Source organism: Pseudomonas sp. NPDC089918 (assembly GCF_050280605.1).
Classification (GTDB): domain Bacteria; phylum Pseudomonadota; class Gammaproteobacteria; order Pseudomonadales; family Pseudomonadaceae; genus Aquipseudomonas.
In genome coordinates this window covers 106,574-120,375 of the sequence record NZ_JBNNVP010000015.1, presented here as the reverse complement: position 1 = coordinate 120,375, position 13,802 = coordinate 106,574, and the positions used below count along the sequence as shown (strand labels likewise).

Annotated in this window: 13 protein-coding genes and 1 pseudogene; 6 read left to right on the top strand and 8 right to left on the bottom strand. The window is 59.6% G+C overall.

Annotated features, from left to right (window positions below):
• The first annotated feature begins 493 nt into the window (after positions 1–493).
• Positions 494–724, top strand: coding sequence for a hypothetical protein (locus ACQKPC_RS13445; protein WP_427625039.1), 231 nt, complete (start codon positions 494–496; stop codon positions 722–724).
• A gap of 334 nt (positions 725–1,058) precedes the next feature.
• On the opposite strand, the gene ACQKPC_RS13440 is transcribed toward ACQKPC_RS13445, so the two are convergent.
• From ACQKPC_RS13440 to ACQKPC_RS13410, 7 genes are all read right to left on the bottom strand, one after another.
• On the bottom strand, positions 1,059–1,625 hold the full coding sequence (locus tag ACQKPC_RS13440) for a GNAT family N-acetyltransferase (RefSeq protein WP_007907549.1): 567 nt from the start codon (positions 1,623–1,625) through the stop codon (positions 1,059–1,061).
• A gap of 187 nt (positions 1,626–1,812) precedes the next feature.
• The gene (locus ACQKPC_RS13435; protein WP_427625037.1) at positions 1,813–2,583 is read right to left on the bottom strand and encodes an electron transfer flavoprotein subunit beta; all 771 of its coding nucleotides are present in this window, start codon (positions 2,581–2,583) and stop codon (positions 1,813–1,815) included.
• Positions 2,584–2,598: 15 nt separating this feature from the next.
• Positions 2,599–3,819 (bottom strand): electron transfer flavoprotein subunit alpha/FixB family protein, encoded by a 1,221-nt coding sequence (locus ACQKPC_RS13430; protein WP_008008117.1) that lies wholly within the window; start codon positions 3,817–3,819, stop codon positions 2,599–2,601.
• Positions 3,819–5,768, bottom strand: a complete 1,950-nt coding sequence (gene dgcB, locus ACQKPC_RS13425; RefSeq protein ID WP_008008116.1) for a dimethylglycine demethylation protein DgcB — start codon at positions 5,766–5,768, stop codon at positions 3,819–3,821. The genes ACQKPC_RS13430 and dgcB overlap by 1 nt, the downstream gene beginning before the upstream one ends.
• A 145-nt stretch (positions 5,769–5,913) precedes the next feature.
• Positions 5,914–7,974 carry a dimethylglycine demethylation protein DgcA gene (gene dgcA / locus ACQKPC_RS13420; protein WP_007907545.1) on the bottom strand — a complete coding sequence of 687 codons (2,061 nt, stop codon included), beginning with the start codon at positions 7,972–7,974 and terminating at the stop codon, positions 5,914–5,916.
• Between the two features lie 15 nt (positions 7,975–7,989).
• A complete protein-coding gene (locus tag ACQKPC_RS13415) occupies positions 7,990–8,520 on the bottom strand; it encodes a DUF5943 domain-containing protein (protein WP_007907543.1) in 531 nt (176 codons plus the stop codon).
• Between the two features lie 78 nt (positions 8,521–8,598).
• On the bottom strand, positions 8,599–9,576 hold the full coding sequence (locus ACQKPC_RS13410) for a dipeptidase (protein WP_007907542.1): 978 nt from the start codon (positions 9,574–9,576) through the stop codon (positions 8,599–8,601).
• A gap of 236 nt (positions 9,577–9,812) precedes the next feature.
• Here ACQKPC_RS13410 and ACQKPC_RS13405 point away from each other — a divergent pair, with 236 nt between their 5' ends.
• From ACQKPC_RS13405 to ACQKPC_RS13390, 4 genes and pseudogenes are all read left to right on the top strand, one after another.
• The gene (locus tag ACQKPC_RS13405; protein WP_123497263.1) at positions 9,813–10,214 is read left to right on the top strand and encodes a lysozyme inhibitor LprI family protein; all 402 of its coding nucleotides are present in this window, start codon (positions 9,813–9,815) and stop codon (positions 10,212–10,214) included.
• A 212-nt stretch (positions 10,215–10,426) separates the two neighbouring features.
• Positions 10,427–10,680: pseudogene (locus tag ACQKPC_RS13400) on the top strand (type II toxin-antitoxin system RelE family toxin).
• Positions 10,664–10,987 carry a helix-turn-helix domain-containing protein gene (locus ACQKPC_RS13395; protein WP_123719627.1) on the top strand — a complete coding sequence of 108 codons (324 nt, stop codon included), beginning with the start codon at positions 10,664–10,666 and terminating at the stop codon, positions 10,985–10,987. Before ACQKPC_RS13400 ends, ACQKPC_RS13395 begins: the two are co-directional and overlap by 17 nt.
• 32 nt (positions 10,988–11,019) lie before the next feature.
• Positions 11,020–11,436 (top strand): DUF3010 family protein, encoded by a 417-nt coding sequence (locus ACQKPC_RS13390; protein ID WP_427625032.1) that lies wholly within the window; start codon positions 11,020–11,022, stop codon positions 11,434–11,436.
• A 192-nt stretch (positions 11,437–11,628) separates the two neighbouring features.
• Here the strand turns inward: ACQKPC_RS13390 and ACQKPC_RS13385 are convergent, their stop codons facing one another.
• On the bottom strand, positions 11,629–12,576 hold the full coding sequence (locus ACQKPC_RS13385) for a GlxA family transcriptional regulator (protein WP_427625030.1): 948 nt from the start codon (positions 12,574–12,576) through the stop codon (positions 11,629–11,631).
• 223 nt (positions 12,577–12,799) lie between these two features.
• Here ACQKPC_RS13385 and ACQKPC_RS13380 point away from each other — a divergent pair, with 223 nt between their 5' ends.
• Positions 12,800–13,744: a choline ABC transporter substrate-binding protein gene (locus tag ACQKPC_RS13380; RefSeq protein WP_427625029.1), complete on the top strand. Its 945-nt coding sequence runs from the start codon at positions 12,800–12,802 to the stop codon at positions 13,742–13,744.
• The last annotated feature ends 58 nt before the right edge of the window (positions 13,745–13,802 follow it).

Here is a 13,802-nt window from a genome sequence, read left to right as displayed (position 1 = left end):
TTCCTCTCAGGCAGATGGGCAACTCTGTGGTTGCCTGCAATCGATAGACGAACAAACGCCTGGTCACCGGGCACGGTCGGGCCTCAATGGCAGCGGCGTCAGGGTATGGGGAAAGGCTTCAGGCGCTATAGGCGAGCGCGCTGATTGGTGGCGCGACGGTGAATCCGTTTACGCAGCAAGGTGGCGGGGGTCGGTACACAGGTCACGCAAGGGTTTGGGTGCGAGCGATATGGCTGGCTATCCATCACGCGTTCTCCCTGAACCAGATGTGGATAAGTGACGGCTGTCCTTGTGCCTGAGAGTGAAGACAGGCGACAGATCGAAGTCAAGGAAGTGCCTTAGAACTGTATGAAATCTGATCTATCGCGTTCGGGCCTATACAGACCGTGGCTTGCAAGGTTCAGCGAACAAGTTATCCACATCTCCACCCACAGCTATTGGGGACAACTGTGGACGAGAGCCCAAATTCATTCACAAAAAATGAAGAAAAACCGTGACTTATCCAGAAGCAGAGTTTTATGCAAGCGTTGATCGTTTTTTGATCAGAAGTCTGCAAAGCACGGTTTATATGACGTGCAGAGGATGGCGAACACCTTATCCACAGAAGCACCAACAGACTTTGGGGGCAACTTTGCAGGCTCTGTGGAAAACTGCTGAAAGCCGTGAGAATTCGGGGTTTGAGGAAGGATTAACGAGGGAAATCGGCGAATTGAACATTATTTGATCAACTCACTGAAAGCCTCGGTTTATATAGCCTGTAGCGGACAGCGAACATCTTATCCACAGAAGCGCCAACAGAGATTGGGGGCAAGTATCGGCGTGTGAGCGACGTTACTCTGTGGAAAAAGCTCGAAAAAACCGGGGGTTAGGCTGGTTGTTTTTTGTACGGAGGGCTGGAGGGCTTGTTGGGTATGGGGTGTAGCGAGGCGCGAACATGTTATCCACAGAAGCGCTAACAGGGATTGTGGGTAAATGCGCAATCCCAGGAGAGGCAACATCGATGGTGAATGTCAGTCCGTCATCGCGAGCAGGCTCGCTCCCACAGGTGTTCGATGTCCTTACGGCCGATACATCAAATAAGCCTCACCCGTAACCCGAATCATTGGGTGGGGCGTGATCTGGCAGGTATCGACGATCCGGAAGCCATGACGCTCATAAAACCGCCGGGCGCCGGTGTTTGCCGCGTAGTCGATCAAGCTCAAGCCGTTGAGCCCCAACCGGTTGGCACGGTCGTAGGCGTAGGCGAGGAATTGTTTGCCCAAGCCCTGATTGCGCCAGCCCTCATGCAGGGCCAGGCTCGAAATATAAAGGGTGTCGGGGATTTCCATCGTGGCATACGGCGCCAGGACCGGGTCGGTCACGGGAGCGGCTTGAGGATCGTGGCGCATCACGTAGCTGTGCAGCATGCCGATGACCTCTCCCTCGGCCTGCGCGATCAGGCAGTTCTGATAGGAAAAATCGACATCTTCACGGGCGTAACGAGCGGCACCCACTTCCAGCAGATCCTGCCCGGGCTCCGCCAGCTGGCTCCAGATGTAATCCGAAGCACCCTCTGACGAAATCTGGAACAAACGGGCGATCTCGCGCGCATCCGTGCGCAATGCCGGACGAAATTCAACAGCCATTATTTCCCCGTAAACTTCGATGAGATGATTTTCAGGTTCTGCGTTTCCGGTATTTCACCTGTTCGGCACGAGCACTCTGTGGGAGCGGGCTTGCTCGCGAAAACGGTGTGTCAGTCAACGATGATGTTGAAGCTGATGACCCCTTCGCGAGCAAGCCCGCTCCCACAAGTGTTGTGTTTGTCCAGGTTTAGCGAACCACGCCTTCTTCAATCAGCAACTTGAGAATGGCTTCAGCACCCGCCTGCGCGGTCACGCCCTTGAGCACCTGCCCGCCTCCGCCACTGGCCTTGGCCGTCGCGGCCTTCATGCGGTCAGCACCGCTCTTGGCCTTGATCACTTTCAAGCGTTTTGGCCGCGGCTTGGCCAGTTGCAATGTCGCCACCGCCAGCAGTTCATCGTCGATCACTTCGACTTCATCCGCCTGCAATACCCCGCGCCGCGCTGGACCGTAGGCGCTCTGCCGAGGCTTGGGCGCTGCGTTATCCACAGTCGCCAGAAACGGCAGGCGTACTTTCAGCCGACGACGCTGCCCGCGAGGCAAGGCCTGCAGTACCAGCGCCGAACCACCGTCGATGGATTCAACCTGCGCCAAACCCACCACCAGCGGCCAGCCAAGGCTTTCGGCCAGCAGGAACGGCAACATGCCCGAGCCCTCACCGGTTTCCGCCTGGCTGCCAGTCAGTACTACCTGAACCCCGGCATCGCGTAGATAAGCGGTCAGCGCTGGCAGCGCGTCAGCACCGACCGGTTGCTCCAGCACATGCAACTGTTCCAGGCCCATGCCCAGATAAGCGCGCAATGCCGGTTCCGCAACGTCACCGGCATGCAGCACTTGCAGGTTATCCCCAGCCAGTTGCAGGCCCAGTTCAACTGCTCGTGCATCCTGCTCGGCGCGGCGTGGCCGGCCGGAGGTCGGGTGGGCGCCGATGGACACCAGGCTGATGATTTTCGTGCTCATAACCCTTTCCTTTCCTTAAGCCGCATCGCGCTTGGCTTCATTGCGGTAAGCCTCTACCGCATCGATCAAGGCTTGAAGAATCTCGGCGCTCTCACCGATCACCGACAGGTCGGCCCGTTTGATCATGTCGCAGCCAGGATCGAGGTTGATCGCCACCACCTTGTCGCAGGCACCGATGCCTTGCAGGTGCTGGATCGCCCCGGAAATACCCACCGCCACGTAAACCCGTGCCGTGACCCAAGTGCCGGACGCACCGACCTGACGGTCGCGGGCCATGAAGCCATCGTCTACCGCCACGCGCGATGCACCTTCGGTCGCGCCCAACGCCTCGGCCGTCCTGTGGAAAAGTCCCCAGTCCTTGACACCGTTGCCGCCGGAGAAGATGAACTCCGCTTCGGCCATCGGAATCGCCGCCGGATCCACCGCCACCGCGCCCAGATCTTCGATCCGCGACAGGCTGCGGGCGACTGCTGTGGATAACTCCACTGGCAGGGCTTCGTGACGGGTTTCGCTGACCGGTTCAGCGCATTCGGCGGCGGCCAGAATCAAGCGGGCGACCGGACGTGCAAGATCCTGCAAACCAGCACCGGCGCGGCCGATGCACTCCTGATCCTTGACCTGCCAGACCCGCGTGGCCGGGCGTTCGCCCAGTGCGGCGGCAAAGCGTCGACCCAGTTCGCCACCACCGCTGCGGCTGTCCGGCAGCAACCAGTGACGAGGGTTGAACTGGTTATCCACAGCCCGCAGGCCTTGGACGCGTTGCTCCGGTGCATAACCGCTGAATTCGTCGCCTTCCAGTACCAGCAAGCGGTCAACGCCCGCCGTGGCGAAGGCGTTTTCCTTGTGCTCACCGAAGACCACCGCCAGTACCGCGCCGTCCTTGCCGGCCAACTGATGGGCCAGGCCGAGCAAGTCGCGGTCGTGGCTGCTCAAGCGGCCGCCGACCATGTCCGGCACCACGCTGATGTAGAACGCAGGTTGCGGCACTTGATGCAGCGGTAATTGCACTTCAACCGCGGCCGAGCGTTTGGTCGCCCCGCCCTGCTGAGCGCCGCTGCGGTCAATCCGCTTGATGCCGTTGGGGCCGATAAAACCGATCCCGTGAGGGTTCTTGCGGATGACACCGTTAGGCCCCATCCAGCTGTGTTGCGCCGGTTGCATGGCCGCGTGCAGCGGGTGCAGACGGTTGCGGGCGATCCATTCGGCGCGTGGGTCGCGGCGGATAATGTCGCTCATCAATGCACCTCCGCAGGTTCACGTTTGGCCGGTGCCGAAGGCTTTCCCGGCGCGGCGTCTTCGAGCAAGGCGTCGGCCACCAGTTCGGCGATGTCCTTGATTAGTGGACGCGGTTCGACCACGCCTTCGAGCATCGCTGTGCACTGTGGACAACCCACGGCCACCAGTTCGGCGCCGGTTTCGCGGATGTCTTCCATGCGCATGTCGGGGATCCGCTGCTTGCCCGGAATGTCGGTGATCGGTGCACCGCCACCGCCGCCGCAGCAGCGTGAACGGAAACCGGAGCGTTGCATTTCCTTGATCTCGATGCCCAGGGCGCGCAGCACTTCGCGCGGCGCCTCGTACTCGCCGTTGTAGCGACCGAGGTAGCACGGGTCGTGATAGGTCACGCTGCTGCCTTTGTGCTGGCCGAGGTTCAGGGCGCCTTCGCCAATGATCTCCGCCATGTAAGTGCTGTGGTGCTGCACGAGGTAGTTGCCGTCGAAGGCGCCGTACTCGTTTTTCAGCACGTGGAAGCTGTGTGGGTCGCAGGTGACGATGCGGTTGAAGCTGTATTTGGCCAAAGTCTGGATGTTGCGTTTGGCCAACAGCTGGAAGGTCGCTTCGTCGCCCAGGCGCCGGGCCACGTCACCGCTGTCGCGCTCCTCAAGCCCCAGCACCGCAAAGTCGACCTTGGCCGCTTTCAGCACTTTGACGAAGGCACGCAGGGTGCGCTGGTTGCGCATGTCGAAGGCACCGTCGCCGACCCAGAACAGCACGTCGGTGGATTTCTTCTCGCTGAGCAGGTTCAGGTTCAAATCCGCCGCCCAGTTCATCCGCCCGCCTGGCGCGAAACCGCCCGGGTTGTCGGTGGCGATCAGGTTTTCCAGGACTTCGGCGCCCTTGTTCGGGGTCGCGCCTTTTTCCAGGGTCAGATGCCGGCGCATGTCGACGATGGCGTCGACGTGCTCGATCATCATCGGGCATTCCTCGACGCAGGCGCGGCAAGTGGTGCAAGACCACAGGGTTTCAGCGTCCACCAGACCGTTGACGATTGGTTGATGCGGATTGCCACCGTGTTCGCCAATGGCTTTGCCCGGATAAGGGCTGCCAGCGAATTTGGCATCGGTGCCACCGGCCAGGCCAACGACCATGTCCTGAATCAGTTTTTTCGGGTTCAGCGGCTGGCCAGCGGCGAACGCCGGGCACGCGGCTTCGCATTTACCGCACTGCACGCAGGCGTCGAAGCCGAGCAGTTGGTTCCAGGTGAAGTCCTTGGGTTTTTCCACACCGAGCGGCGCGTTCGGGTCATTCAGATCCAGCGGCTTCAAACCGGTGGAACGACCACCACCAAAGCGTTCGGCGCGACGGTGCCAGGCCAGGTGCAGGGCACCGGCAAAGGCGTGCTTCATCGGCCCGCCCCAGGTCATGCCGAAGAACAGTTCGCTAACGCCCCACAGCACACCGACGCCGAGGATCGCAGCGACCACCCAGCCACCGAAGTTTTCCGGGAGGATGCCGGCGACCGGCAGGGTCAGCAGGAAGAACGATGCCGAGAACGCCATCAGGCTTTTCGGCAGGCGCATCCACGGGCCTTTGGACAAGCGGGCCGGTGGGTTGCGACGGCGCAGGAACATAAAGATCGCGCCGACAAACATCACCGCCGACATCAGCAGCAATGCATAACCGAGGATGCGGTTATGCAGGCCAAAACCATGCACCAGAATCGCCAGCACAATGGACGCCACTGCACCACCGGCCGTGGCAACGTGGGTGTTGGCAATGTATTTGTCCCGCGCGACGACGTGGTGCAAATCGACCATGTAGCGTTTGGGCATGGCGAACAGACCGCCGATCAGGTCGACTTTCGAAGCCCGGCCCTGACGCCACATAGCCACCCGCCGCAACGCGCCCAGGACAGCCAGGCCCAAGGCAGCGAACAACAGGATTGGAAGAAGGGTGTTCAACATGTGGAGCTCCCACGGGACTCATTGATCGTTCCCACGCTCTGCGTGGGAATGCCTCACCGGACGCTCTGCGTCCGCTTTTGAATGTGACGCGGAGCGTCACGGGCTGCATTCCCACGCAGAGCGTGGGAACGATCAGCTCACCGGCTTAGAAATCCTTGCACAACCGCAACGCGTCGTAGATCGCCGCGTGGGTGTTGCGCTGCGCCACGCAGTCGCCGATGCGGAACAGCAAGTAGCCGTCGCCCGCCTGGCTCAACGAAGGTTGTGGCTTGATCGCGAACAGGGCTTCGATGTCCATCTGGCCTTTGTTGCGCGAGCCTTCCTTCATGGCGTAGTAGATTTCTTCGTCCGGACGCACGCCGTTTTCGACGACGACCTGGTCCACCACCCGCTCCTCTTTGGCGCCGGTGTATTCGTTTTCCAGCACCGCCACCAGCTTGTCGCCTTCGCGGTAGACCTTCTCCAGCATCATGTCGCCGGTCATGATCACTTCTTTCGGGTACATGCTGCGGTAGTAAGTCGGGAACGACGTACCGCCAATGGCCACGCCCGGCTTGATGTCGTCGGTGACGATCTCGACCTGGCTGCCCTTGTCGGCGAGGAAGTCGGCTGTCGACATCCCGGTGAACTCGCAAATGGTGTCGTAGACCAGCACGTTCTTGCCCGGTGCAACCTTGCCGTCGAGGATGTCCCAGCTGCTGACCACCAGGCCTTCAGCCGCGCCCCAATGTTCGTTCTGCTCCAGGAACGGATGGCCGCCGACAGCGAGTACCACCACGTCCGGACGCAGGTCGAGAATGGTCGCCGCATCCGCCGCCACGCCCAGGCGCAGATCGACTTTCAAGCGCGCCAGTTCCAGCTGAAACCAACGAGTGATGCCGGCGATCTGGTCCCGTTGTGGAGCTTTCGACGCGGTAGTGATCTGCCCGCCGATGAATTCTTTCTTCTCGAACAGGGTCACGTCGTGGCCACGTTCGGCCGACACGCGAGCCGCTTCCATCCCGGCAGGACCGGCACCGACCACCACGACTTTGCGCTTCACTCCGGTCGATTTCTCGATGATGTGCGGCACGCCCATGTATTCACGGGAAGTCGCGGCGTTCTGGATGCACAAGACGTCCAGGCCCTGGTACTGACGGTCGATGCAGTAGTTGGCACCGACGCATTGCTTGATCTGGTCGACCTGGCCCATCTTGATCTTGGCGATCAAATGCGGGTCGGCGATGTGGGCGCGGGTCATGCCGACCATGTCGACGTAGCCGCCTTCCAGAATACGGGTCGCCTGGTTCGGATCCTTGATGTTCTGCGCGTGCAAAACCGGAGCCTTCACCACTTCTTTGATACCGGCGGCCAAATGCAGGAATGGCTCCGGTGGATAACTCATGTTCGGGATAACGTTGGCCAGGGTGTTGTGGGTGTCGCAACCCGAGCCCACGACGCCGATGAAGTCGATCATGCCGGTGTCGTCGTAGTACTTGGCGATCTGCTTCATGTCTTCGTGAGACAAGCCGTCCGGGTGGAATTCGTCACCGCACAGGCGGATGCCGACGCAGAAGTCCGGACCGACTTCCTTGCGTACAGCCTTGATCACTTCCAGGCCGAAACGCATGCGGTTTTCGAAACTGCCGCCCCATTCATCGGTACGCTTGTTGACCCGCGGGCTCCAGAACTGGTCGATCATGTGCTGGTGCACGGCAGACAGCTCGACGCCGTCCAGGCCACCGGCCTTGGCCCGCGCGGCTGCGCTTGCGTAGTTGCCGATTACCCGCCAGATTTCTTCCGGTTCGATGGTTTTGCAGGTCGCGCGGTGCACCGGTTCACGGATGCCCGACGGCGACAGCAGGGTTGGCCAATGCTCGCCATCCCAGCGCGAGCGTCGGCCCATGTGGGTAATCTGGATCATGATCTTGGCGCCATGCTTGTGCATGGCATCGGCCAGGTTCTGGAAGTGCGGAATGATCCGGTCGTCGGCCAGGTTGACCGACTTCCACCAGCCTTGCGGGCTGTCGATGGCCACGCTGGAGGAACCGCCGCAAATCGCCAGGCCGATCCCGCCCTTGGCTTTCTCTTCGTAATATTTGACGTACCGGTCGGTGGTCATGCCGCCGTCGGTGGCGTAGACCTCGGCGTGCGCGGTGCTGAGCACGCGGTTGCGGATGGTCAGTTTGCCGATTTGAATCGGTTGAAACATTGCTTCGAAAGCCATGGCGGGTTCCTCGACTTACAACGGCTTGACGGTGAACAAACCGTCGTCGTGGCCTTCTTCGGAGCCACCGTAAACCTGTTCTGCAACGGTGCGGATCGAGCTGCCACGGGCCTGCAGAATCTGGTCCATGGCGCCGGCGAACCAGCCAGTGAACATGTAGTCGACCTTACGCCCGACCTTGCCGTAAACGTAGACAAATGCGGAATGTTCGAGCTTGACGCTGGCGGTGCCTTTGTCGAGGTCGATGTCCTGAATCTTGAACAGGCCCCAGCCGCGTTGCGACAGACGCTTCATGTAGTGCTCGAACACTGCAACGCCTTCCAGGCCGTGGCATTCAGCTTCTTTTTCACACCAGTGCCAGGCGGACTTGTAGCCGGCCTTGTAGAGGATTTCAGCGTAGGCGTCGGCGCCCAGCACTTCCTCGATGCCCATGTGGTTGTTGACGAAGAAATGGCGCGGTACGTACAGCATCGGCAGGGCGTCGGAGGTCCAGACACCGGTTTCGCTGTCGACTTCGATTGGCAATTGCGGGGCGATCTTGGCCATGGAAACTTAACTCCAGAAAATTCGTTGTGTTGCCCCCGGCACGGACGGCCGGGGGAAAGGATTCAGAAATGCGGTGGCTTATTCGCCCCAGACGTCCTTGAGGACATTCACCCAGTTCTCGCCCATGATCTTGCGCACCACACGCTCGGAATGGCCGCGTTTGAGCAGGGTCTCGGTCAGGTTCGGGAACTCGCCCACGGTGCGGATGCCCAGCGGGTTGATGATCTTGCCGAAGCTGGTCAGACGGCGGGCGTAGCCCTTGTCATGGGTCAGGTATTCGAAGAAGTCCTGGCCATGGCCCTGGGTGAAGTCGGTGCCGATGCCGATGGCGTCTTCGCCGACGATGTTCATGGTGTATTCGATGGCTTCGGCGTAATCGTCGATGGTCGAATCGATGCCCTTGGCCAGGAACGGCGCGAACATGGTCACACCGACGAAACCGCCGTGGTCGGCAATGAACTTCAGTTCTTCATCGGATTTGTTGCGCGGGTGTACTTTCAGACCCGACGGCAGGCAATGGGAGTAGCAGACCGGCTTCTTGGATTCGAGGATGACTTCTTCGGACGTTTTCGAGCCGACGTGGGACAGGTCGCACATGACGCCGACACGGTTCATTTCAGCGACGATTTCACGACCGAAACCCGACAGGCCGCCGTCGCGCTCGTAGCAACCGGTACCGACCAGGTTTTGGGTGTTGTAGCACATCTGCACAATACCGACGCCGAGCTGCTTGAAGACCTCGACATAGCCGATCTGGTCTTCAAACGCGTGAGCATTCTGGAAGCCAAAGAGGATACCGGTCTTGCCCTGTTCCTTGGCCTTGCGGATATCGGCAGTGGTGCGCACCGGAATCACCAGGTCGCTGTTCTCGCGGATCAGCTTCTGGCTGGCGGCGATGTTGTTGACAGTGGCCTGGAAGCCCTCCCACACCGACACGGTGCAGTTGGCCGCGGTCAGACCGCCCTTGCGCATGTCTTCAAACAGCTCGCGGTTCCACTTGGCAATAATCAGCCCGTCGATAACGATGCTGTCGGCGTGCAATTCGGCTGGGCTCATCAGGCTGTCCCCTATTAGCGATTCATGCGCCGAATCGTGTGCCGGCGCTTTGGGGCCAGCATATGCCTCGGTGCAGGGGTAGCCGGGTGCAAAAACGACAGGGGGTTTGCCGAAAGCGTCAATCCGCGACAAAGGGTCATCAACAGGCGTCATTGCCTACCTATCCAACGCCGCCCGCTTGGGCCAGAATTCGCCGCATCACTGGGTGTAATCACTGAATTAAGGGCGGCGACGCAATGAAATCGATCTTCCTGGCTTTGGCACTGATAGCGACTGGCGTACACGCAGCTGAAGAGGCCGACGACAACCCTTGCGACGCTGTCGAAAACGAAATCCAGACCCTGGAATGCTCGGCCTACAGCAGAACCACCGCCGAACAGCTGCTGAGCGACAACTATCAGAGCCTGACCGAGCGCATGCAAACGCTGTACGGCAACAACAAGGCGCAACTGACCGATATCACCGCCAAAATCAAGACCGCGCAACAGCAATGGCTGAAAACCCGGGATGCCGATTGCGCAGTGGACGCATTTCCGGCGACCAGCGGCAGCAAAGCATTCACCATTGCGCAGAATGATTGCATAGCGCGCATGAGTGACGAGCGTTCGGAGTTTTTGGAGTCGATTGGGCAGGAGTGATCCTGAATCGTCCGTCGAAAGCTGGTAGCCCTACCAGCTTTTACCTTCAATCAAGACCTTTCCCACAGGTTTCACCGAGCAAACCTACAACTCCCGCTGGGTAAGGGTTAAAGCAGCTATTTTCGAGCAACATCCCGACAAATTTCGTTTGTTGGCCACCTGAAAAATATAAGTAAAGATTCGCAAAATCTTATAAAAGACTTATATTCTCCATGAACAGCATTCACTGGACTCGAAAGGCCGTTAAGCAGCTCTTGAAATTGCATCCGTTCATCAGATCCAGGTTCGTGATGCCATCACGGCGCTAGCTGGCATGCCTGATGTAGGCAACGTCAAAGCACTGGTCGGTCATGACTACGCCTATCGACTGCGAGTCGGTAGTTATCGGGTTATGTTCGACTGGGATGGCGCGATCAAAGTGGTCAGTATTCAAGAGGTCAAAAAACGCGATGAACGCACCTACTGAGATTCAAATCATCAACGACGCGGAGGGAAAACCGGCGTTCGTGGTCATTCCCTACGCGCAGTATGTGGCGCAGAAGATCGAGCCCGATCTGATCCCCCACGAAGTGGTCAGTCGCATCGTCGATGGCGCGACGCCCATTCGCGCCTGGCGCGAACACCTGAACCTTACGCAGGATGAAGTTGCCAAACGCATGGGCATTTCCCAACCGGCTTTCGCCCAGCAAGAGACGGTCGCCAAGCCCCGCAAGGCAACCCGTGAAAAAATTGCCGCAGCTTTTGGCATCACCGCCAACCAACTAGAGTTGTAAGCTGAACGCCAGCATCAGGAAAAGGGATTGAAATGAAAATCTGCGGCATCGAAATCAAAGGCAGCGAAGCGATCATCGCGGTGGCCTCCCTCGACGGTCAGGCGCTCAGTCACGTCGCCCTCGCCACCAGGAAAATCGCCCTCGACGAGGACGACGAAGCCGCCAACGTCAAAGTCTTCGCCGCTCAGGTGGCGTCGTTCGTTCGTGAGAACTCTATCGACCGGATCGCGATCAAGAAGCGCAGCAAGAAAGGCGAGTTCGCCGGTGGGCCGACTACGTTCAAAATCGAGGGGATTTTCCAGCTGCTGGAAAATTGCGAGGTGACGCTACTGTCGCCGCAGACCATCAATGCGCAGAACAAGAAGTTCGATTTTGCACTGCCGGAGACGCTGAACAAGTATCAGCATGAGGCATACAAGGCGGCGTGCTCGGTCTTGATGAAGAAGTAAAAACAACCACATCTCTGTAGGAGCGAGGCTTGTGTGGCGAGGGGGCTTGCCCCCGTTGGGTCGCGAAGCGGCCCCAAAACCTGCAGCCGCGATGTGTCAGCCGCACCGCAGGCAATGTTTTACGACTGCTTCGCAGCCGAACGGGGGCAAGCCCCCTCGCCACACAAGCCTCGCTCCTACAGGAGGTCAGTTTCAGGCCTTCTGGCTTTGCCGGCGGTCTTCCCGCGGGCACCGCTCAAACCTCGCCCGATAACTGCGGGTGAAATACGACGGCGATTCAAACCCGCACGCGATGCTCACTTCCAACACACTCATGTTCGTCTGACGCAGCAACTGCCGCGCCTTCTCCAGCCTTAACCGCAGGTAGAAATTGCTCGGCGTGTCGTTCAGATGCAGGCGAAACAACCGCTCTAACTGACGCCGGGTCACTTTGATCGATTCCGCCAATTGCAGCGTGCTCAACGGCGGCTCGCTGTGCTGCTCCATCTCCCCAATCACCTGCACCAGTTTCTTGTTGCTGATGCCATAACGCGTGGCGACTTCCATGCGCTGGTGGTCTTTGCGCGGGCGAATGCGCCCGAGTACGAATTGTTCGCTGACCTGGATCGCCAGTTCCGGGCCGTGGGCCTGGCCGATGAGGTCGAGCATCAGGTCGATGGAAGCCGTGCCGCCGGCAGAGGTGATGCGCCGACGGTCGATCTCGAACAGCTCCTGGGTGACGCTCAGCTGTGGATAAGACTCCTTGAAGGCGTCGATGGCTTCCCAGTGCAAGGTCAGGCGATGGCCGTCGAGTAGGCCGGCTTCAGCGAGGATGAAGCTGCCGGTGTCGATGGCGCCGAGGGTCACGCCTTCGTTGTCCAAGCGGCGCAACCAGTGCTCCAGCGCCGGGGTGGTGAACTTCAGCGGTTCGAAACCGGCGACCACCAGCAAGGTAGCGCCTTTCTTCAGGGGTTCCAGCGCCGCATCGGCGTTGACCGACATGCCGTTACTGGCCAAAACCGCCCCGCCATCAGCGCTCAACACATGCCAGCGGTACAGCTCGCCGCGAAAGCGATTGGCGACCCGCAGCGGCTCGATTGCCGAGATAAAACCGATCGCCGAGAAACCCGGCATCAACAAGAAGTAGAAATCCTGGGACATGGAGCGCACTCGCTTAGCAGGTAAAAAGAGGCCAGGTAACGAGAGGGCGGTTAGCGTGTGGACGTTGATACGCCACTTGCAACGAGCATTCAAGGGCGCAGGTCGCTGCAGTGCAAGAGCTGGTCGCCGCAGTGCGTTTTTACAGGGGCTTTGCTGCGTAACTTGAGATCACCGGCGCATCAGACACCGGAACCCACAATAACGACCTGCCGAGGAACCCGACATGAAACGACTGATCAGCAGCTGTGTTCTTGCACTCAGCGGTACCGCTTTCTTGAGCGCCAGCGTCATGGCGGCCGAACCCGCGTCGTGCCAGAACGTGCGCATGGGCGTAGTGAACTGGACCGACGTGATCGCCACCAGCGCCATGACCCAGGTGTTGCTCGATGGCCTCGGCTACAACACCAAACAAACCAGCGCTTCCCAGCAAATCATCTTCGCCGGCATTCGCGACCAGCGCCTGGACTTGTTCCTCGGTTACTGGAACCCGCTGATGACCCAGACCATCACCCCGTTCGTCGATGCCAAGCAGGTCAAAGTGCTTGAAGCGCCAAGCCTCAAGGATGCTCGCGCCACCCTCGCCGTTCCTACTTACCTCGCCGACAAAGGCCTGAAAACCTTCGCTGACATCGCCAAATTCGAAAAAGAACTGGGCGGCAAGATCTACGGCATCGAGCCTGGCTCGGGCGCCAACACTCAGATCAAGGCGATGATCACCAAGAATCAATTTGGCCTGGGCAAGTTCCAGCTGGTCGAGTCCAGCGAGGCCGGCATGCTTGCGGCGGTGGATCGCGCCGTGCGGCGCAAGGAAGCTGTGGTGTTCTTCGGCTGGGCGCCGCACCCGATGAACGTCAACGTGCAAATGACTTATCTCACCGGCAGCGAAGACGCCCTCGGCCCGAACGAAGGCATGGCCACCGTGTGGACGGTCACCGCGCCGAAATACGCCGAGCAATGCCCGAACATTGGTCGTTTGCTGAGCAACCTGACCTACACCGCCGAAGACGAGAGCCGGATGATGCAGCCGTTGCTCGATCACAAAGACGCTTTCGAATCGGCGAAGCAATGGCTCAAGGATCACCCGCAAGACAAGCAACGCTGGCTCGAAGGCGTGACCACCTTCGACGGCAAACCGGCGGCTGAAAACCTGAAACTGACCAGTAAATAAACCTGAAATGAACCACCGATTCGCAGCCCGACCGGGCTGCGAACGGAATCGTCACGCC